An 18,822-nucleotide genomic window follows, 5' to 3' on the forward strand; every position below is an offset into this window, starting at 1 on the left:
GTGTTCGGCGGGCCTTTGTCCGCTACAGGAACGGCTTTCCGCCGGTAACCGCGATTGTCGCGCCGGATACGCAGGATGGGATTGGGCGCATCCGAATTGATCGATGCGGTATTTATGATGCAGCTTCCAGGCTTCATGTGAGCTACGGCGGCCTTGGTGAGATAGAACATCGCGTGAATATTGACCTTGAAAGTCAGTTCCCATTCCTCGTCGCTGATGTCATCGATCGACTTGAAGCTGGCTTGATGCGCCGCGTTGTTGACGAGGATATCGATGCCGCCGAACTCCGATACGGCTTTGGCAATGACGGCCCGGCAATGATCAGGGCGCTGGATGTCGCCCGAAACCAGAACCGCCTTTCTGCAGGTTTCCGTCACCAGCCGTTCGGTCTCCCGCGCGTCGTCGTGCTCCTCGAGATAGGAGATCAGGACGTCGGCTCCCTCCCTGGCGAACGCAATGGCGACCGCGCGGCCGATACCGCTATCCCCTCCTGTGATGACCGCCTTCTTGCCGTTGAGCCGGCCGCTGCCCTTGTAAGAAGTTTCGATTTGAAGTCCATGGTTTCGGGCGGCGAGTTGAAAATGGCGCTGCCGACTGAGCTCGATAGCTCGCACCAGAGCAAGATCGACAAGTTGAAGTCGCTGAAGGGCGCCGACTTCAGCTCCCGCTATAACATCAATCAGGTCAGCGATCACAAGGACGCAATATCGCTGTTCGAGCGTTACGCCAAGGGCGGCGACCATCCGAAACTGAAGGAGTGGGCGGACAAAATGCTTCCGATGCTGCGCCACCATCTCGAGATGGCGCAGGATCTGGCGGCGGGGAAGACGATCGGAAGGCACTAGAAGGCGCGGCCTTGGCGGCGAGTCTGACACGAATCGCGCGGGAGTGCTGGCGGCGCCGTGCCGGCGCGAACGCTTGAACGCTGAGGAGCGGTAAGATGGCGAAGAAAGCAAAGAAGCGCAGATATTCAAAGGGTGCGGCGAAGAAGGTCGGCCGCGCCATGAAGAAGCGCAAGTCAGGCACGCTGAAGAGTGGCCGATCCGGCAAGAAGGTAAAAAGCAGAAAGCAGGCGATCGCGATCGGCCTGTCCGAAGCCCGAAAGAAGGGCGCCAAGGTGCCCAAGAAGCGTTCGAGGAAGAAATCCTGAAGGGCTCAGTCCGACCGGGTCAGATCGGCGGCCGGATAGCCCACCATCCAGTCGTCAAGTAGTTCATCTCCGAAATCATCGAGCGCGCGAAATCGATAGCGCTCGGAATTTCGGGACGGGAAGATTTTGTGGTTTCGAGGGAACGTGCGTTTGGGTGCCATCGGTCTTCACCGCTCCGTCGGCGTCCCCTGTCCGCATGATGAGCATTAGAACGGCGAGCGGCTGAACGATGTTCCTGGGACCTCGTGAAAAAAGCGTAGGAGGCGTCGCTACGCCAGCGGCGGCTGACCGTTGGAAGCAGAAACGCCGCCGTCCACGGCTACATTTGCCCCCGTGACGAAGCTTGCGTCATCGCTGGCGAGAAACGCAATGACGGCGGCGACTTCATGCGGCTCGCAAACCCGCCCGAGCGGAATCCGCTCCCGGAACTTCGCGAGCAGTTCCTCGTCCTGCATCATATCGGCCGTCAGGCCGGTCCGGGTCAGGCTGGGACAGACGGAATTTACCCGAACGCCTTTCTTGCCGAGGTCCAGCGCCAGCGACCGCGTCAGGTTCACGACGGCGCCCTTGGCGGCGTTGTAGGGGCTGGTCGCCCAGTCGCCGCCGGTTCCGGATACCGAGGCCGTATTGACGATCGAGCCTGACGTCTTCTCAAGATGGGGGAGGGCCGCGCGGCAACCGAAGAAGACGCCGTCAAGATCGGTCGCCATCACCTTGCGCCACTGCTCGTTGGTGATTTCAGCCAAGTCGCCGCCCTCATAGACGCCGGCATTGTTGACCAGGACGTCCAGCCGCCCAAATCGCTTCACCACCGTCGTCACCATGGCGTCGACGGCTTCGCTATCCGAGACGTCGGCGAGGTGAGACAGGGTGAACTGCGCCGGCAGATCTTTCGAGACATCGGCCAGCGGCAATTCGTTGCGATCCACCAGCGCGACGCATGCGCCTTCGGACGAAAAGCGCCGCGCGGTGGCTTCGCCAATGCCGGAGGCCGCCCCGGTTACGATGACGACCTTTCCCTCAAAGCGCTTCATGCTCGCTCATGTCACAACAGGGGCATTGCACAGATCAAACTTGTGTATGCTGCCCGCCAGGCCGTGAAATTTCACTCAATGCCGCGCCCGTGCCATTGCCGCTCTGGACCAGCGCGATGTCGCCCAGCGCAATGATGCCGACGAGCCGCTTGTTGCGATTGAGCACTGGCAGGCGGCGGACCTGGATGTCGCCCATGTTCGCGCTCACCTCGTCAAGGTCCTGATCCTCGTAGCAATATTTGACGTCGGCGGTCATCACGTCGCCGACCCGTCCCTCCGGGCCTCGGCCCATGCCGATCCCGCGGATCGCGATATCGCGGTCGGAGATCATGCCGACCAGGCGCTCGTTATCGGTCACCGGCAGCAACCCGACGCCGAGCGCCGCCATCGCCTGCGCGGCGTCCTTTAACGTGTCATCGGGAGTGCAGAGCTGTACTTCAGGTGTCATCGCATCGGAAACTTTCATAGGAGCCTCTCCTTTTGCTTTGTCCGTTGCTTCATCCGCTAACAGGCGCCGCCGCCCGCCGTTCCTGAAAGGAAAATGAAATATTTCCGACGCGGGCGGAGAGACTTCAGACTGAGCTGAAGTCTCTCACCGACCCGTTTCTCTTCGTCCGCCTACCAGCGATCGTTGTCGACGCCGACGCCCACGCTTACGCCAGGTGCGCGAATGCCGACGCCGGCTCGCGGCCCATCATCCCAGTCACGGTAGCGTCGATGCTCGATATATCGCTCGCGCGGCGCATAAGCGTATGAATCGCGGACGACCGTGCGGCTGCTGCCGCGGGTGCGATAGCAGCGTCCGTTATCGTCACAGACCATACGAACCTGCTGTATCAGGTCGGAGTTGCTATATTCGCTGCTGGTGTAGATGTCAGACGCATTTGCGCTGCCGGCCAGGAGCGCGCCCGCGCCGGCCAGCAGGCCGATTGCGATCTTCCTCATAAGTTCCTCCTTGCTCGAATGCTGCCCTCGGCCCTCAAAGCATCGCACCCGCTTTGGTTCCGTCGCGGGGAAGCAATGAGACCGGAGTTCCATTCGTGCGCGCGGGAGCAGGCGGTGTTGAGGTGCGGATCATGGTCGGTGACCGGGGCGCCGTCGTCGCAGAGGCAACCACGCGGCTACTCATGCGTTGGCCCACATGGAGGCATCAAGTAATGACAAATGAGTCTACCCCGGTCATCTCCCACAATGCACTCGTTCTGATCGGCGACGGCCAGAAGGCTCTCTTTCTGCGCAACAAAGGCACCGCGCAGCAGGTCAAGCTCGAAGTCGAGCATATCCTGGAGCAGGATAATCCGGCAACGCGCGAGCAGGGCACCGATCGTCCGGGGCGCTCCGTTTCGAGCGTCGGTACGGCGCGAAGCGCGGTAGAGGAGGTCGACTGGCACCACATCGCAAAGGAGCGGTTCGCCGGAGAGATCGCGGAAGCGCTCTACCGTCATGCCCACGACAATCGTTTCGACAAGCTCATCGTCATCGCGCCGGCGAAGATTCTCGGCAATTTGCGCAAGGCATTTCGTGCCGAGGTGACGGACAAGATCGTGGGCGAGATTCCAAAGGAATTGACGTCGCATCCGATCCCGCAGATCGAAAGGTTGGTCGCGGCCTAGCCACGTATCGGCTGGGCCGTGGCGCTTGCAGCCCATTCCGACGATGGGGCGCCGAGCCGTCGTTATGTCACCGGGCCCGGATTGAACAGCGCAAGCGAGTTGGTGAGATTCCAGTGTTCGGCCCAGGTCTCGCGGCCGCTTGCCACGTCAAGCATGAGACGGAAGAGTTCCCAGCCGACATCCTCGATCGTTGCGTCACCGGTCGCGATACTGCCGGCGTCAACGTCGATCAAATCGTGCCAGCGTTGCTTCAACTCACTGCGCGTCGAGACCTTGATGACCGGCACGGCGGCAAGCCCGTAGGGCGTGCCGCGGCCGGTGGTGAAGACATGCAGCGTCATGCCCGAGGCCAGTTGCAGTGTACCGCAGACAAAATCGCTGGCTGGCGTGGCCGCAAAAATCAGCCCTTTTTGGCTGACCCGCTCACCCGGCGCGAGCACGCCCGCGATCGGGCTGGTGCCGGATTTGATCACAGAGCCCATCGCCTTCTCGACGATGTTGGAGAGGCCGCCCTTCTTGTTGCCCGGCGTCGTGTTGGCGCTGCGGTCGGCCTCGCCGCCGGCGAGATAGCGGTCATACCAGGCCATCTCGCGCACCAGGGCGTCCGCAACGTCCTGGTTCGCCGCGCGCGGCGTCAGCAAATGGATGGCGTCGCGCACCTCGGTGACTTCGGAAAACATCACGGTGGCGCCGGCGCGCACCAGAAGATCCGCGGCAAAACCCAGCGCCGGATTGGCGGTCACACCCGAGAACGCATCGCTGCCGCCGCATTGCATGCCGACCACCAACGCCGACGCCGGGCAGGTTTCGCGGCGGCGCCGGTTCAATATCTGCAGGCGCGCATCGGCCATCTGCACGATGTCCTCGACAATTTCGCCGAAGCCGGTGAGGCCTTCGTCCTGCATGCGCATGATGTCGTCGTCGGCGCTCATGCCATCAGGCAGCAACAGCTCGGGCTGCAGCTTCTCGCAACCCAGCCCAACGATCATCACCTCGCCGCCGAAATTGGGATTGCGGGCGAGGTTCTGCAGCGTGCGGATCGGGACCGCAGCACCCGGCGCGTTGATCGCGACTCCGCAGCCATAGGCATGCGTGACCGCCACCACGTCGTCGACGTTGGGATATTTCGGCAACAGCTCCTTGCGAATCCGGTCCAGCGCGAACTCGACCGTGCCGGCGACGCATTGCACGCTGGTCGAGATCGCGAGGATGTTGCGGGTGCCGACCGAACCGTCGGCATTGCGATAGCCTTCGAACGTGTAGCCTTCCAGCGGCGGCAGCTTGATCGCGCCGCCGTTCGGCTGCGGCAGATTGTCGAACGACGGCGCGTCGGGCATCTGCACCAGCGATTCCTTGACCCAGCTGCCGCGGGCGATCGGCGCTGCGGCACGGCCGATGACCTCGCCGTAGCGGCGAATGGCGTCGCCTTCTACAATGTCGGCGAGGGCAACCTTGTGGCCCTGCGGAATCTGCTCGACCAACCGCAAGCCGCACGCGAACTCAGCGCCCGGGTGCAGGCCTCCGCGGTTCGCGACGATCGCAACGTTATCGTCCGCGTGCATGCGGATGTAGAGCGGTTTCGCGGTGACGGGCTGCATGTCGAATCCTTGTTCACGGGCGGCATCAGGCAACGCGTAGCTGCGCGGCATGATCGAGGCAATCAAGGTCAAACCGCGGGTGTGAGGCGTCTAGAGAACTCAATAGTCAAATAATATTACTAGTCAGGGCCGATCTTCCGTGAAATATTGCCCGCGCTGCCGTCAATGGACAGCTTAAACGGTGCCGTGATACCGAATTCGGGCATGCACCCTGAACAACATTTGGGAGAATGCGCCTCATGACCTCCAAAGCCCTCCTTGCGGCCACCGCGCTGGTCGCCATTACCCTCGCGCTTCCGGCAACAGCCGCTGAGCTTACCGTCGGCTTTTCCCAGATCGGATCCGAATCCGGCTGGCGGGCGGCGGAAACCTCTGTCTCAAAAACCGAGGCCACCAAGCGCAAAGTCACGCTCAAGATCGCCGACGCCCAGCAGAAGCAGGAAAACCAGATCAAGGCGATCCGTTCCTTCATCGCCCAGGGCGTTGACGCCATCTTCCTCGCGCCTGTCGTGTCGAGCGGTTGGGACGCGGTGTTGAAGGAGGCCAAGGAAGCCAAGATTCCGGTTGTGCTGCTCGATCGCGACATCGATCCGTCGGGCAAGGAGCTTTATCTCACCGCCGTCACCTCGGACAGCGTGCACGAAGGTGCCGTCGCCGGCGAATGGCTGGCAAAGACCGTGGGCGGGAAGGCATGCAACGTCGTCGAGTTGCAGGGCACGGTCGGCGCGAGCGTCGCCACCAACCGCAAGAAGGGCTTTGACAGCGTCGTCGCCAAGAACGCCAATCTCAAGGTGGTGCGCAGCCAGACCGGCGACTTCACCCGCGCCAAGGGCAAGGAAGTGATGGAAAGCTTCATCAAGGCCGAAGGCGGCGGCAAGACGATTTGCGCCGTCTATGCCCACAACGACGACATGATGGTCGGTGCGATCCAGGCGATGAAGGAGGCCGGCCTCAAGCCGGGCAAGGACGTCCTGACGGTGTCGATCGATGCAGTGCCTGATATCTTCAAGGCAATCGCGGCCGGCGAGGCCAACGCCACCGTGGAGCTGACGCCGAACATGGCGGGTCCGGCGCTGGACGCCGTCATGGCCTTCAAGGCAAAGGGAACGGTGCCGCCGAAGTGGATCCAGACGGAGTCGAAGCTCTACACGGCTGCCGATGATCCGCAAAAGATCTATGACAGCAAGAAGGGCCTCGGCTACTGATCGGCCGGCGCTACGCCGCCGGGCTCAAGCCAGCCCCGGCCCGGCGGCAAAAGCTTTCTCGACGAATCCGCCGCATGAGGCGAACATGCCGGGCGTTCGCGTTGACGCGAGCGTCGGTGGGAGTGATGCCGGCATGACTGCAAGTTCCGATCATGGCTCGGCCCTGCTGGAAGTGCGGGCCTTAAGCAAAAGCTTTGGCACGCTGCGCGCCCTGCAGGAGGTGGATTTCACCTTGCGGGCCGGCGAAATTCACGCGCTGCTCGGCGAGAACGGCGCGGGCAAGTCCACTTTGATCAAGGCCGTGACCGGCGTGTTCCCGCGCGATGCTGGCATCGTCAGGCTCGGCGGAGTGGAGGTTGCGCCGCGCTCGGCCAAGGCAGCGGTCGATGCGGGGATCGCGACCGTCTACCAGGAGGTCAATCTGCTGCTGAACTTGTCGGTGGCGCAAAACCTCTATCTCGGCAGGCAGCCGACGCGGTTCGGCCTGGTGCGCGAGGGCGAGATGCGGCGCCGCGCCACCGAACTGCTTGCGGAGTTCGACCTGCATATCGATGTCGCCGAGCCGCTCGGAAATTATTCGGTCGCGGTGCAGCATATCGCCGCCATCGCGCGCGCCGTCGACCAGTCGGCGCGCGTGCTGATCCTCGACGAGCCGACCGCGAGCCTCGATCGCCATGAGGTCGAGATCCTCTTCGCGGTCATGCGCAAGCTCGCGCGGCGCGGCATCGGGGTCGTCTTCGTCACGCACTTTCTCGATCAGGTCTATGAGATCTGCGACCGCATCACGGTCCTGCGCAATGGCCGGCTGATCGGTGAGCGGACGACTACCGAACTGCCGCGGATCGAATTGATCCGCATGATGCTCGGCCGCGAACTCGCCGAGACGACCAGTGAACGCGCGGCGACGCAGGCGCGGCAAATGGGGGAGGTCTGCGCGCGCTTCGAGGGTTATGGCAAGGCCGGCTATGTCGCGCCGTTCAATCTCGCGCTTCGCCGCGGCGAGGTGGTTGGCCTCGCCGGCCTGCTCGGATCGGGGCGCACCGAAACCGCGCGGCTGGTGTTCGGCGCCGAGCGGGCCGATAGCGGCAGCGCCACCGTCGAAGGCAAGCCGGTCCGGCTGCAATCGCCGCGCGACGCGGTCGCCCATGGCTTCGGCTATTGCCCCGAAGAGCGCAAGACCGAAGGCATCATTGCTGACCTGACCGTGCGCGAAAACATCGTGCTGGCGCTGCAGGCCAAGCGCGGTCTCGCAAAACCGCTGTCGCGCGCCGAGCAGGACGAGATTGCGATGCGGTTCATCAGGCTGCTCGACATCCGCCCGCCGGAACCGGAGCGGCCGATCGGATTGTTGTCCGGCGGTAACCAGCAGAAGGTGCTGCTCGCCCGCTGGCTCGCCACCGCGCCGCGCGTTCTGGTGCTCGACGAGCCGACCCGCGGCATCGATGTCGGCGCCCACGCGGAGATCATTCGCCTGATCCGCGAATTGTGCGATGACGGCCTGGCGCTGCTGGTGATTTCGTCCGAGCTCGATGAGATCGTGACCTATTCGGACCGGGTGATCGTGCTGCGCGACCGCGCCCATGTCGATGAGCTGGAAGGGGAAGCCATCGACGTCTCCAATATTCTGGCAGCGATCGCTGTCGCCGGCACTGCCGGTGCGGAAGCCGGGCAGCCATGATGCCAAGACTTCTACAAAGACTGCTGCAAAGCCGTGGCCTCGCCCAGATCATCGCCTTGCTGGTGATCCTTGCGGTCGACCGCGCCGTCTCACCGCAATTCTTCGATCTGCGGATGCAGGACGGCCGGCTGTTCGGCAGCCTGATCGACGTCCTGAACCGCGGCGCGCCGGTCGCGCTGCTTGCTTTGGGCATGGTGCTGGTTATCGCGACGCGGGGCATTGATCTATCGGTGGGCGCGGTGATGGCGATATCAGGTGCCATTGCCGCGAGCCTTGCCGATGCCCACGGCCTGCCGCTGGCGCTTGCCGCTGCCCTCGGCGCCGGGCTGCTGTGCGGGCTGTGGAACGGCTTTCTCGTTGCCGTGCTCGGCATCCAGCCGATCGTCGCCACCTTGATCCTGATGGTGGCCGGCCGGGGCGTTGCGCAGCTCATTACCGAGGGCCGCATCGTCACCTTCACCGCGCCCGATCTGGTCTGGCTCGGCAACGGCGCCGTGCTCGGCGTGCCGGCGCCGGTGGTGGTCGTGCTCGGCATGCTGATCGTCACCGGCGCGGTGGTCCGTGGCTCGGCGCTCGGCCTGTTGATCGAGGCGACCGGCGGCAATGCAAAGGCGAGCGAACTGGCCGGGATCGGCACGCGCGGCATGATCCTCGCGGTCTATGTCTGGTGCGGCCTGTGCGCGGCGCTCGCCGGCGTCATCGCCGCCGCCGACATCATGGGCGCGGACGCCAACAATGCCGGGCTCTGGCTCGAACTCGACGCTATCCTTGCGGTGGTGATCGGCGGCACCTCGCTGTTCGGCGGGCGCTTCAGTTTGGTGCTGGCGATGGTCGGCGCGCTGATCATCCAGGCCATGAACACCGGCATCCTGCTGTCGGGCTATCCGCCGGAGTTCAATCTGGTGGTGAAAGCGGCCGTGGTGCTGATCGTCCTGCTGCTGCAGTCGCCGCGCTTCGCCAACGCCGGGGCCGTGCTGGGGAGGGCCCGCCAATGAGGGGTCTGCCGCCGGTGGCGATCACGGCGATGGTTTTCGTCGTCGGATTTGCGCTCTGCACGGTGCAATTTCCCAATTTCGCGTCCACCCGCGTGGCCGCCAATCTGCTGACCGACAACGCCTTCCTCGGCATCGTCGCCGCCGGTATGACCTTTGTGATCATTTCCGGCGGGATCGACCTGTCGGTCGGGTCGGTGATCGGCTTCACCACCGTGTTCGTCGCGCTGGCGATCGAGCGGCTCGGCGTGCCGCCGCTCGTCGCCTTCGCCGCGATCCTGCTATTGTGCGCCGCCTTTGGCGCGGCCATGGGCGCCATCATCCACTTCTTCGATATGCCGCCGTTCATCGTCACGCTGGCGGGCATGTTCCTCGCCCGCGGCGCCAGCTTCCTGATGTCGACGGAATCGACGCCGATATCAGCGCCGCTCTATTCGACGGTGTCGGATTTTGCGTTGCGGCTGCCCGGGGGCGGCCGGCTCACGGCCATCGCCCTCATCATGCTGGCGGTGGTCGCGGCGGGCGCCGTGCTGCTGCATTTCACCCGCTTCGGGGCCAACGTCTATGCGCTCGGCGGCAGCCGCGCGACCACGGCCCTGATGGGCATTCCGGTCGGGTCCATGACGGTGCGCATCTACATGCTGTCGAGCGTCCTTGCCGGGCTCGCCGGCATTGTGTTCTCCTTCTACACCGCAGCGGGCTATTCCCTGTCGGCCGTCGGCGTCGAACTGGATTCCATCGCGGCTGTGGTGATCGGCGGTACCTTGCTGACCGGCGGCCAGGGGTCGGTGGTCGGCACGTTGCTCGGCGTGCTGATCCAGGGCCTGATCCAGACCTACATCAATTTCGATGGAACCTTGTCGAGCTGGTGGACCAAGATCGTGACCGGTGTTCTTCTTTTCGCGTTCATCGCCCTGCAGCAGGCCATGCTGGGCATCGCCCGCCGCGCCGGCCCTCGTAAGGCAGGAGTCCTCAAATCATGACGTCCCGGCTTGTCGTCATCCCGACGCGGCGCGCGCATTCCAACCACGCCGAGGTTGCCCGCAGCATCGGCGTCGACATCATCGCCGGCCGTTACGCCGAAGGTGGCCGCCTGCCGGGCGATGTCGAACTCACGGCGATGTTCGGCGTATCGCGGCCGGTGTTGCGCGAGAGCGTGAAAACGTTGGTCGCCAAGGGGCTGCTCACCACCAAGGCGCGGGTCGGCACCGTCGTGCGCGAGCGCGGCGCCTGGAACATGTTCGACGCCGATGTGCTGGCCTGGCATCTCGATGCTGGCATCGACCGCCGCTTTCTCAACGATCTCGCCGAGATTAGGCTCGCCGTCGAGCCGCGCGCCGCCGCGCTCGCGGCTGGCCGCCGCTCGGAGGCCGACATCGCCGAATTGCACCGGAGCATGGCGCGGATGCGGCGCGAGGCTTCCGACTCGGTGGGTTTTGCCGACGGCGATCTTGCCCTGCACCTGGCCGTGGCCAACGCCTCCGGCAATTTGTTCATGCGCTCGATCGGCAACGTCATCGAGGCGGCGTTGCGCGCCTCGTTTCTGCTCAGCGCGCCGGTCGAAACGCAGGACCGCGAGACGGTGCTGTTGTGGCACCAGCGCATTGTCGATGCGATCGAGAGCGGCGATGCCGAGGCAGCCACGGCCGCTATGATCGAGGTGATCCATAATGGATTGCGTCGGCATGAGGGTGGTCCGGCATCGTCCGGAGCCGCACCTGCGACATCAGCGGCAGTCGAGTCCGGAGAGCAATCATGAACCCGCTTCGCGTCGCCATCGTCGGCTTCGGCAAGATCGCACGCGACCAGCACGTGCCGGCGATTGCCGCGGCTGACGGCGTGGAAGTCGTTGCAGTCGCCAGCCGCAACGCCTCGCTTCCCGGCGTACCGCATGCGGCGACGCTCGATGAATTGTTGCGCGACGGTCCGCCGATCGACGCGGTGGCGCTGTGTACCCCGCCGCAGGTTCGCCACGCGCAGGCGGCGATGGCGCTTGCCGCCGGCAAGCATGTGATGCTGGAAAAGCCGCCGGGGGCAACAGTCGCTGAAATCACTCCGCTCGTGACCGCCGCAAGGGCAGCACAACGCACGCTGTTCGCCACGTGGCACTCGCGCTTCGCGCCGGCGGTCGAGCCGGCGCGGCAGTTGCTGGCCCGCCGGAAGGCCACATCAGTCAAAATTACCTGGAAGGAAGACGTGCGGGTCTGGCATCCGGGGCAGGTCTGGATCTTTGAGCCGGGCGGGCTCGGTGTGTTCGACCCCGGCATCAACGCGCTTTCGATCCTGACGCGCATTCTGCCGCAGCCCTTGTTCGTGACGTCGGCCGATCTCGCATTCCCCGCCAATCGCGACGCGCCGATCGCCGCCACGCTCGCGCTCAGCGATGCGCAGGGACTGAAGATCACAGCCGAGTTCGACTTCCTGCAGACCGGCCCGCAGAGCTGGGACATTGATCTCGACACCGACGGCGGCCCGGTCACCCTGTCCATGGGTGGGGCGAGGTTGCGGGCAGGGGGCAAGCAACTCGTCGATGCCGCCGAAGCCGAATATGTCGGGCTCTACCGCCGCTTCCGCGAACTCGCCGCCACCGGCGAGTCCGATGTCGATCTCGCGCCGCTCCAGCTCGTTGCCGACGCGTTCCTGCTGGGGCGACGCCGCACGGTCGAGCCCTTCGAGGAGGCGACATGAACGTGTCTTCGAATCCTCACGTCGCGCGTTCCACCTTCGGGCTGCTGCCCGACGGCACCGAAGTCGAACGCGTTACGCTGCAAGCGGCTGACGGACTGGAAGCGCGCATCATGACCTATGGCGCATCGCTGCAGGCATTGTTGGTGCCGGATACCGCCGGTCGCCGCGACGACATCGTGCTCGGTCATGACACGTTCGAGGGATATCTCGCCCGGCGGCAGTTCTTCGGCGCAACCGTCGGACGCTATGCCAATCGCATCGCCGGCGCGCGCTTCAGGCTCGACGGCGCCAAGGTGCAACTCGCGGCAAATAACGGTGCCAATGCGTTACATGGCGGGCTGGAGGGCTTCGATCGCCGCAACTGGCGGATTGTCGCGATCGAAGATGGAGATCATCCGGCCGTGACGCTTGCCTACACCAGCGCTCATGGCGAGGAAGGATATCCCGGCGCGCTGGAAGTGGAGGTGACCTGGCGTCTTGCCGGGCCGATGGACCTTATGCTCGACATGACGGCGCGGACCGATCGCCCCACCGTGGTCAATCTCACCAATCACAGCTTTTTCAATCTGGCCGGTGCGCGGTCGGGCCGGAATATTCTCGATCATCGCCTCACCGTGGCGGCAGATCATTTCCTCGCCATTGATGCCGGCGCGATCCCGCTGCCGCAGCCGCCCAGTGCGGTAACGGATACGCCGTTCGACTTCCGGGCAGGCGTCGAGGTTGGCGCGCGGATCCGCAACGACCATCCGCAACTGCGAGTGGGCCGCGGCTATGACCATAATTTCTGCCTCGCGCCGGCCAACGGCGAGCCTCGCTTCGCTGCGCGGCTCGCGGAGCCCGCGTCCGGCCGCGTGCTCGAACTGTTCACCAACCAGCCCGGGCTGCAGGTCTATTCCGGAAACTTTCTCGACGGCTCCACCGCCGGAAAGGGCGGCCGCCTCTATCGGCAGTCGGACGCCATGTGCCTTGAGCCGCACGCCTGGCCCGATACGCCGAACCGGCCCGACTTCCCGACCGCACGGCTTTCGCCGGGCGAGGTCTATCGCCACACCACGCTGTACCGCTTCACGCATGCAAACGGGGGCGCAATCGGGACACAATCCGAGGTAGAGTTGCCTGGAGGGGGCGGGCAATGATCGGCGATCGCACGATGGAAGAGGTGCCGACGACCGTTCTCTGTAGCGAGCGGTGCCATCTTGGCGAGGGACCGACCTACGACGCCGCCACCGATACGGCCTGGTGGTTCGACATCGTCGAATGCCGGCTGTTCGAGGCGCGGCTCGATACCGGCCGGATCACGATCCATTCGCTCGACGTGATGGGCAGTGCGCTTGGGCGGATCGATGCGCACCGCCAGCTCCTCGTTGCCGATGACGGCCTCTATGTCCGCGATGCGGCCGATGGTCGGATGACGCTGTACTGTCCGCTGGAAGCCGACAATGCGGCGACGCGTTCGAACGATGCGCGGGTTCATCCGTCCGGCACCTTCTGGATCGGCACCATGGGGCGCCAGGCCGAGCGGGAACTGGGCGCCATCTATGCGCTGCATCGCGGCGAGCTGTCGTGTCTCTATGAGAGCATCACGATCCCGAACGCGATCTGCTTCTCGCCGGACGGGACGATCGGCTATTTCGCCGACACCGGGAAGAACATGCTGCTCCGCGTCGACCTCGATGCGGCGACCGGCCTGCCGCGCGGCGCGCCGGTCGCGCTGATCACCCGGCGAGGTGGCGGCGGCATCGACGGCGCGGTGGTCGATGCCGACGGGCTGATCTGGAATGCGCGCTGGGGCGGCGGCTGCATCGATGTCTACAGCCCGCAAGGCGAGCATCTGCGCACGCTCCGCGTTCCGGCGCGGCAGTCGAGTTGTCCTGCCTTTGTCGGGCCAGATTTCTCACGCCTGCTCGTTACCTCGGCCTGGCAGGGGATGGCGGAGGACGCGAAGCGCGCCGATCCCGATCATGGCCGCACCTTCGTGCTCGATGTAGCAGCGCGTGGCCGCCCTGAACCGGACGTAAAACTTGCAACAGGTTGATGGAGGAAGACGAGGCGCACACAAATGCGCGAGAACGACTGAGTTTCAAGAACCGCATTCAGCGGTCCGACAATCCAGGAACCATAGATCCTCGATATCAAGGGAGTGAAGCATGACTAGTCTGAAGACGACATTGTCGGCCCTGGCGCTGGCAGCAACCGTGGCCGCAACGGCGGTGACCGGCGCTTTCGCCCAGAGCAAGGGAACGGTCGGCATCGCCATGCCGACAAAATCCTCGGCACGCTGGATCGACGATGGCAACAACATCGTGAAAATCCTGAAGGAGCGCGGCTACGGCACCGATTTGCAATACGCCGAGGACGACATTCCGAACCAGCTCTCTCAGGTCGAGAACATGGTGACCAAGGGCGCCAAGGTGCTGGTGATCGCGGCGATCGACGGCACCACGCTGTCGGACGTGCTGAAGCAGGCCAAGGCCAAGGGGATCACGGTTATCGCCTATGATCGGTTGATCCGCGACACGCCCAACGTCGATTACTACGCCACGTTCGACAATTTCCAGGTCGGCGTGCTGCAGGCGCAGTCGATCGAGCAGGGGCTCGGGCTGAAGGAAGGCAAGGGGCCCTTCAACATCGAATTGTTCGGCGGCTCGCCGGACGATAACAACGCCTACTTCTTCTACAACGGCTCGATGTCGGTGCTGCAACCCTATATCGACAGCGGCAAGCTGGTGATCGGCAGCGGCCAGAAGGGCATGGACAAGGTCTCGACCTTGCGCTGGGACGGCGCCACCGCCCAGGCCCGCATGGACAACCTCCTGAGCGCGTTCTATGGCCGCAAGCGGGTCGATGCCGTGCTCTCTCCCTATGATGGCCTGTCCATCGGCATTCTCTCTTCGCTGAAGGGCGTCGGCTATGGCAGCGGCAACATGCCGATGCCTGTCGTCAGCGGCCAGGATGCCGAGGTGCCGTCGATCAAGTCGATGCAGCGCGGCGAGCAGTATTCGACCATCTTCAAGGACACCCGCGATCTCGCCCGCGTCACCGCCGACATGGTGGACGCCTCGCTCAGCGGCAAGGAAGTGACCGTCAACGACACCAAGACCTACAACAACGGTGTCAAGGTGGTACCGTCCTATCTCCTGAAGCCTGTCGTCGTCGACAAGAGCAACTGGGAGAAGGTGCTGATCGACGGCGGCTACTACAAGCGTGCGCAGTTCGACTGAGCGGGACGGCGGCGCCGGCGATTACCGGCGCCGCCACCTGCCTGTGTGCGACCGCAGCGAGATAAACAGATAATGGACGTGATGGCGCGATGACCGCAATTCTCGAAATGCGCGGCGTGAGCAAGAGCTTTTCCGGCGTTCAGGCCCTGCGCGACGTCAACTTCACGGTTGAGGCGGGCCAGATCCATGCGCTGGTCGGCGAGAACGGCGCCGGCAAGTCGACCCTGATGAAGGTTCTCAGCGGCGTCTACCCCCATGGCGATTATGAAGGCAGCATCATCTTCGACGGCGAGGAGCGGCGCTTTCGTGACGTCAATGATTCCGAAGCGCTCGGCATCATCATCATCCACCAGGAGCTGGCGCTGATTCCGCTGATGTCGATTGCGGAGAACATCTTCCTGTCGCATCCGCCGTCCCGTCTTGGCGTGATCGACCGCGACACGGTCTATCGCCGGACCCAGGAACTGCTCGCCCAGGTCGGCCTCACCGAGATGCCCGATACGCTGGTGACGGACCTTGGCGTCGGCAAGCAGCAACTGGTCGAAATCGCCAAGGCCTTGTCCAAGCGGGTGCGACTATTGATCCTCGACGAGCCGACCGCCAGCCTGAATGAGAACGACAGCGCGGCGCTATTGGATCGTCTGCTTGCGTTCCGCGCGCAGGGCATCGCCTCGATCCTGATCTCGCACAAATTGTCGGAGGTCGCCCGCGTCGCCGACCGGATCACGGTGCTACGCGATGGCCGCACCGTCGACAGCATCGATTGCCGGGCCGAGCCGGTGGAAGAGGACCGTATCATCCGCAGCATGGTCGATCGCGACCTGGCCCATCGCTTTCCGCAACGCACGGCCGCGATCGGCGAACCGGTCTTCGCCGTGCAGGACTGGACGGTGTACCACCCACAACACCGCGAACGCCGGGTGATCAAGGAAGTCGATTTCGAGGTCCGGCGCGGCGAGGTGGTCGGGATCGCCGGATTGATGGGCGCCGGCCGCACCGAATTCGCCATGAGCCTGTTCGGCCGCGCCTGGGGAGATCGCATCAGCGGCCGCGTCTGGCTCGATGGCAGGGAAGTCAACCTGTCGAGCGTGGCGGCGGCGATCGATGCCGGGCTTGCTTACGTCACCGAGGACCGCAAGCAACTCGGCCTGATCCTGGACAGCGACGTCCGCAAAAACATCACGCTGGCAAGCCTCGACCGCGTGGCGCGGCAAGGCATGATCGATGACATGTCCGAATTGCGCGTTGCGAGCGAATACCGCAACCGGATGCGGATCAGGTGTTCCGATGTCTATCAGGAGACCGGCCAGCTCTCCGGTGGCAATCAGCAGAAAGTCGTGCTGTCGAAATGGCTGATGACCGATCCGAAAGTATTGATCCTCGACGAGCCTACGCGCGGCATCGATGTCGGGGCAAAGTACGAAATCTATTGTATCATCAACGAGCTTGCCGAGGCCGGCAAGGGGGTGGTGATGATCTCGTCGGAGATGCCGGAACTGCTCGGGGTTTGCGACCGCATCTGCGTGATGAATGACGGCGCCTTTGTCGGCGAATTCGCGGCCGCCGAGGCCACCCAGGAAAGGATCATGCGGGCCATCATGCGCAACAAGGAAATACACAAGAAGGTACTTCAGGGAGATTTGCGGCCATGACCGACAAGGCGGTTGCGCTGCCCGGGCACACCGGCTTCATCAAGAACAATCTGCGCAACTACGGCATGCTGCTGTCGCTGTTTGCGATCATGCTGTTCTTCCAGGTCATGACCGACGGCACGCTGCTGCAGCCGCTGAACCTGACCAATCTGGTGCTGCAGAACAGCTACATCGTGATCATGGCGCTCGGCATGCTGCTGATCATCGTCACCGGGCATATCGACCTGTCGGTGGGCTCGGTCGCGGGCTTCGTCGGCGCCGTCGCCGCGGTGCTGATGGTGCGCTATCACGTGGCCTATCCGCTGGCCTTCCTTGCCTGCCTGCTCGTCGGCGCGGCGATCGGCGCTGCACAGGGCTATTGGGTTGCCTATTTCAAGATCCCGTCCTTTATCGTCACGCTGGCCGGCATGCTGGTGTTCAAGGGCCTTGCGCTCGCGATCCTGGCGGGCCAGTCGGTCGGGCCGTTTCCGCCGACCTTCCAGAAGCTGTCCTCAGGCTTCATCCCCGAACTGTTTCCCGGCGCCGGCACGCTTTATCCGACCTCGCTGTTGATCGGTGCGATATTGGCGGTGGCCCTGGTTTACACCAGCGCCAAGAGCCGGGCGCGGCAGGCGTCGCACGGTATCGACGTGGAACCCTTTGGCTTCTTCGTCGCCAAGAGCGCGGTGCTGTTCGCCGTGATCGTGTTCTTCGCCGGCCTGATCGCCTCGCATCGCGGCCTGCCCAACGTGCTGGTGATCATGACGGCGCTGATCGGGCTCTACGCTTTCGTCACCACGCGCACCGTGATTGGCCGTCATATCTATGCCATCGGCGGCAACGCCAGGGCCGCGAGCCTGTCCGGCATCAAGACCGAACGGCTGACGTTTCTGACGTTCGTCAACATGGGAGTGCTGGCCGCATTGGCCGGACTGGTGTTCGCCGCGCGGCTCAATACGGCGACGCCGAAGGCGGGAGCCGGCTTCGAGCTCGACGTCATCGCGGCCTGCTTTATCGGCGGCGCGTCCGCCTATGGCGGCGTCGGCCGGGTCGGCGGCGCGGTGATCGGGGCCATGATCATGGGGGTCATGAACAACGGCATGTCCATCCTCGGCATCGGCATCGACTACCAGCAGGTGATCAAGGGGCTGGTGCTGCTCGGCGCCGTGTGCCTCGACGTCTACAACCAAAGGCGATAGGGCAGGATGAGCTCAGGTTGGGCCGTGAAGACGGGCCATTTGGTGCTCCAATCCTACCTTGCATGGGGTTGTTTTCGATATTTTGATTCTGGTACGCTGGCCCGTCATTCCTGCAATGGCCAGCGGCCAATGACCCGAAACCGCGCGTTCGGAGTTTCCTGGCGGCACAGGGCAATCGCGTCGATCGCGAGCGGCCCGATGCCCGTTGCCGCAAACCTCTCGCGCAGCATTGCCACAACATGCTCGCGCCGTTCTGCGGGAAGCCGTCCCGTCAGCGTCATATGGAATCGAAATTCCTCGAAGACGTAGGGGTAGCCCCAGCGGTCGAGATAATCGCGCTGGCGCGGCGTCAGCTTGTCGGGCTTTCGCCGCGCACGGTCTTCCGGGCTGAGGGGAGCCCGGAACGGATCGAATGCCTTCGTCGCTTCGGCGGCGAGCAGTTCGAGCTCTGCCGACGGTTCGGCCGGAATCACCGCGATGAAACCGCTGATCGAATCGACCACCGGTTGGATCACCGGTACGGGCCGGGCCAGATCGGCGAATAATTCGCATGCCGCGGCAAGCCGTGCCTCGGCCTTGCCGTCGGCCAGCGCCATCGGCGCCTTCAGCGTGGCGTGAAAGCCGTATTTGCGGGGATCCTGCGTCAGGTCTCGCCAGTCCAATGGGAGCCCATCCGGAAAGGGCAGTTCGTCGCCGCCATGGGCGTCGTAACCGAGCAGCGACGCACCGAACCGGTCGAGCACGCTGCCTTGCGCTGAGGTGTAATAGATCGCGTAACGGGGATAATTTGCCATCGCGCCAGAATAAGGCCGT

At 64.0% G+C, this 18,822-nt stretch carries 19 protein-coding genes and 2 pseudogenes; 14 read left to right on the plus strand and 7 right to left on the minus strand.

Going from position 1 to position 18,822, the window contains the following annotated elements; all coding sequences use genetic code 11:
• Positions 1-47 precede the first annotated feature (47 nt).
• Positions 48-617 (minus strand): annotated as a pseudogene (locus V1294_RS16885) (SDR family NAD(P)-dependent oxidoreductase); the annotation flags it as partial.
• Here V1294_RS16885 and V1294_RS16890 point away from each other — a divergent pair.
• A pseudogene (locus tag V1294_RS16890) lies at positions 540-845 on the plus strand (DUF4142 domain-containing protein); the annotation flags it as partial. The pseudogenes V1294_RS16885 and V1294_RS16890 overlap by 78 nt on opposite strands.
• Positions 846-940: 95 nt before the next feature.
• Complete coding sequence (locus tag V1294_RS16895; protein ID WP_334481969.1) at positions 941-1,150, plus strand: DUF6496 domain-containing protein; 210 nt, start codon at positions 941-943, stop codon at positions 1,148-1,150.
• A gap of 5 nt (positions 1,151-1,155) precedes the next feature.
• Here V1294_RS16895 and V1294_RS16900 read toward each other — a convergent pair whose 3' ends face one another.
• The 4 genes from V1294_RS16900 to V1294_RS16915 form a co-directional block, all read right to left on the minus strand.
• Positions 1,156-1,311, minus strand: a complete 156-nt coding sequence (locus V1294_RS16900; RefSeq protein WP_334498729.1) for a hypothetical protein — start codon at positions 1,309-1,311, stop codon at positions 1,156-1,158.
• Positions 1,312-1,419: 108 nt separating this feature from the next.
• A complete protein-coding gene (locus V1294_RS16905) occupies positions 1,420-2,184 on the minus strand; it encodes an SDR family NAD(P)-dependent oxidoreductase (protein ID WP_334498730.1) in 765 nt (254 codons plus the stop codon).
• 34 nt (positions 2,185-2,218) lie between these two features.
• The gene (locus V1294_RS16910) at positions 2,219-2,650 is read right to left on the minus strand and encodes a CBS domain-containing protein (protein WP_334481965.1); all 432 of its coding nucleotides are present in this window, start codon (positions 2,648-2,650) and stop codon (positions 2,219-2,221) included.
• Between the two features lie 152 nt (positions 2,651-2,802).
• Positions 2,803-3,129, minus strand: coding sequence for a hypothetical protein (locus V1294_RS16915; protein ID WP_334481964.1), 327 nt, complete (start codon positions 3,127-3,129; stop codon positions 2,803-2,805).
• A gap of 212 nt (positions 3,130-3,341) precedes the next feature.
• Between V1294_RS16915 and V1294_RS16920 the strand changes: the two genes are divergently transcribed.
• Positions 3,342-3,797: a host attachment family protein gene (locus V1294_RS16920; RefSeq protein WP_334481963.1), complete on the plus strand. Its 456-nt coding sequence runs from the start codon at positions 3,342-3,344 to the stop codon at positions 3,795-3,797.
• A gap of 62 nt (positions 3,798-3,859) precedes the next feature.
• Here V1294_RS16920 and garD read toward each other — a convergent pair whose 3' ends face one another.
• A complete protein-coding gene (gene garD / locus V1294_RS16925; RefSeq protein WP_334498731.1) occupies positions 3,860-5,395 on the minus strand; it encodes a galactarate dehydratase in 1,536 nt (511 codons plus the stop codon).
• 239 nt (positions 5,396-5,634) lie between these two features.
• Here garD and ytfQ point away from each other — a divergent pair, with 239 nt between their 5' ends.
• The 11 genes from ytfQ (at position 5,635) to mmsB (ending at position 18,009) form a co-directional block, all read left to right on the plus strand.
• The gene (gene ytfQ / locus V1294_RS16930) at positions 5,635-6,600 is read left to right on the plus strand and encodes a galactofuranose ABC transporter, galactofuranose-binding protein YtfQ (RefSeq protein WP_334481960.1); all 966 of its coding nucleotides are present in this window, start codon (positions 5,635-5,637) and stop codon (positions 6,598-6,600) included.
• 133 nt (positions 6,601-6,733) lie between these two features.
• Complete coding sequence (locus tag V1294_RS16935; protein WP_334481959.1) at positions 6,734-8,278, plus strand: sugar ABC transporter ATP-binding protein; 1,545 nt, start codon at positions 6,734-6,736, stop codon at positions 8,276-8,278.
• Positions 8,278-9,273, plus strand: coding sequence for an ABC transporter permease (locus V1294_RS16940; protein ID WP_334489795.1), 996 nt, complete (start codon positions 8,278-8,280; stop codon positions 9,271-9,273). The genes V1294_RS16935 and V1294_RS16940 overlap by 1 nt, the downstream gene beginning before the upstream one ends.
• Positions 9,270-10,253, plus strand: a complete 984-nt coding sequence (yjfF, locus tag V1294_RS16945; RefSeq protein ID WP_334498732.1) for a galactofuranose ABC transporter, permease protein YjfF — start codon at positions 9,270-9,272, stop codon at positions 10,251-10,253. The genes V1294_RS16940 and yjfF overlap by 4 nt, the downstream gene beginning before the upstream one ends.
• Positions 10,250-11,029: a FadR/GntR family transcriptional regulator gene (locus tag V1294_RS16950; RefSeq protein ID WP_334481955.1), complete on the plus strand. Its 780-nt coding sequence runs from the start codon at positions 10,250-10,252 to the stop codon at positions 11,027-11,029. The genes yjfF and V1294_RS16950 overlap by 4 nt, the downstream gene beginning before the upstream one ends.
• Entirely contained in the window at positions 11,026-11,958 is a 933-nt protein-coding gene (locus V1294_RS16955; protein WP_334498734.1) for a Gfo/Idh/MocA family protein, read from the plus strand. Before V1294_RS16950 ends, V1294_RS16955 begins: the two co-directional genes overlap by 4 nt.
• Entirely contained in the window at positions 11,955-13,094 is a 1,140-nt protein-coding gene (locus tag V1294_RS16960) for an aldose epimerase family protein (protein WP_334498736.1), read from the plus strand. The genes V1294_RS16955 and V1294_RS16960 overlap by 4 nt, the downstream gene beginning before the upstream one ends.
• Positions 13,095-13,108: 14 nt before the next feature.
• Positions 13,109-13,993 carry an SMP-30/gluconolactonase/LRE family protein gene (locus tag V1294_RS16965; protein WP_334504674.1) on the plus strand — a complete coding sequence of 295 codons (885 nt, stop codon included), beginning with the start codon at positions 13,109-13,111 and terminating at the stop codon, positions 13,991-13,993.
• Between the two features lie 112 nt (positions 13,994-14,105).
• On the plus strand, positions 14,106-15,179 hold the full coding sequence (gene chvE, locus V1294_RS16970) for a multiple monosaccharide ABC transporter substrate-binding protein (RefSeq protein ID WP_334498738.1): 1,074 nt from the start codon (positions 14,106-14,108) through the stop codon (positions 15,177-15,179).
• 89 nt (positions 15,180-15,268) lie between these two features.
• Entirely contained in the window at positions 15,269-16,831 is a 1,563-nt protein-coding gene (gene mmsA, locus V1294_RS16975; RefSeq protein ID WP_334498740.1) for a multiple monosaccharide ABC transporter ATP-binding protein, read from the plus strand.
• Positions 16,828-18,009: a multiple monosaccharide ABC transporter permease gene (gene mmsB, locus V1294_RS16980; RefSeq protein ID WP_334498743.1), complete on the plus strand. Its 1,182-nt coding sequence runs from the start codon at positions 16,828-16,830 to the stop codon at positions 18,007-18,009. The genes mmsA and mmsB overlap by 4 nt, the downstream gene beginning before the upstream one ends.
• Before the next feature lie 104 nt (positions 18,010-18,113).
• On the opposite strand, the gene V1294_RS16985 is transcribed toward mmsB, so the two are convergent.
• Positions 18,114-18,803 (minus strand): DUF1045 domain-containing protein, encoded by a 690-nt coding sequence (locus tag V1294_RS16985; protein WP_334498744.1) that lies wholly within the window; start codon positions 18,801-18,803, stop codon positions 18,114-18,116.
• Positions 18,804-18,822 lie beyond the last annotated feature (19 nt).

The organism is Bradyrhizobium sp. AZCC 1678 (genome assembly GCF_036924765.1).
GTDB lineage: Bacteria > Pseudomonadota > Alphaproteobacteria > Rhizobiales > Xanthobacteraceae > Bradyrhizobium > Bradyrhizobium algeriense.

What these genes read in the sequence shown, in the direction of transcription:
- V1294_RS16895 (WP_334481969.1), top strand. Translation starts at nt 941, where the DNA reads ATGGCGAAGAAAGCAAAGAAGCGCAGATATTCAAAGGGTGCGGCGAAG.
- V1294_RS16900 (WP_334498729.1), bottom strand. Translation starts at nt 1,311, where the DNA reads ATGGCACCCAAACGCACGTTCCCTCGAAACCACAAAATCTTCCCGTCC.
- V1294_RS16905 (WP_334498730.1), bottom strand. Translation starts at nt 2,184, where the DNA reads ATGAAGCGCTTTGAGGGAAAGGTCGTCATCGTAACCGGGGCGGCCTCC.
- V1294_RS16910 (WP_334481965.1), bottom strand. Translation starts at nt 2,650, where the DNA reads ATGAAAGTTTCCGATGCGATGACACCTGAAGTACAGCTCTGCACTCCC.
- V1294_RS16915 (WP_334481964.1), bottom strand. Translation starts at nt 3,129, where the DNA reads ATGAGGAAGATCGCAATCGGCCTGCTGGCCGGCGCGGGCGCGCTCCTG.
- V1294_RS16920 (WP_334481963.1), top strand. Translation starts at nt 3,342, where the DNA reads ATGACAAATGAGTCTACCCCGGTCATCTCCCACAATGCACTCGTTCTG.
- garD (WP_334498731.1), bottom strand. Translation starts at nt 5,395, where the DNA reads ATGCAGCCCGTCACCGCGAAACCGCTCTACATCCGCATGCACGCGGAC.
- ytfQ (WP_334481960.1), top strand. Translation starts at nt 5,635, where the DNA reads ATGACCTCCAAAGCCCTCCTTGCGGCCACCGCGCTGGTCGCCATTACC.
- V1294_RS16935 (WP_334481959.1), top strand. Translation starts at nt 6,734, where the DNA reads ATGACTGCAAGTTCCGATCATGGCTCGGCCCTGCTGGAAGTGCGGGCC.
- V1294_RS16940 (WP_334489795.1), top strand. Translation starts at nt 8,278, where the DNA reads ATGCCAAGACTTCTACAAAGACTGCTGCAAAGCCGTGGCCTCGCCCAG.
- yjfF (WP_334498732.1), top strand. Translation starts at nt 9,270, where the DNA reads ATGAGGGGTCTGCCGCCGGTGGCGATCACGGCGATGGTTTTCGTCGTC.
- V1294_RS16950 (WP_334481955.1), top strand. Translation starts at nt 10,250, where the DNA reads ATGACGTCCCGGCTTGTCGTCATCCCGACGCGGCGCGCGCATTCCAAC.
- V1294_RS16955 (WP_334498734.1), top strand. Translation starts at nt 11,026, where the DNA reads ATGAACCCGCTTCGCGTCGCCATCGTCGGCTTCGGCAAGATCGCACGC.
- V1294_RS16960 (WP_334498736.1), top strand. Translation starts at nt 11,955, where the DNA reads ATGAACGTGTCTTCGAATCCTCACGTCGCGCGTTCCACCTTCGGGCTG.
- V1294_RS16965 (WP_334504674.1), top strand. Translation starts at nt 13,109, where the DNA reads ATGGAAGAGGTGCCGACGACCGTTCTCTGTAGCGAGCGGTGCCATCTT.
- chvE (WP_334498738.1), top strand. Translation starts at nt 14,106, where the DNA reads ATGACTAGTCTGAAGACGACATTGTCGGCCCTGGCGCTGGCAGCAACC.
- mmsA (WP_334498740.1), top strand. Translation starts at nt 15,269, where the DNA reads ATGACCGCAATTCTCGAAATGCGCGGCGTGAGCAAGAGCTTTTCCGGC.
- mmsB (WP_334498743.1), top strand. Translation starts at nt 16,828, where the DNA reads ATGACCGACAAGGCGGTTGCGCTGCCCGGGCACACCGGCTTCATCAAG.
- V1294_RS16985 (WP_334498744.1), bottom strand. Translation starts at nt 18,803, where the DNA reads ATGGCAAATTATCCCCGTTACGCGATCTATTACACCTCAGCGCAAGGC.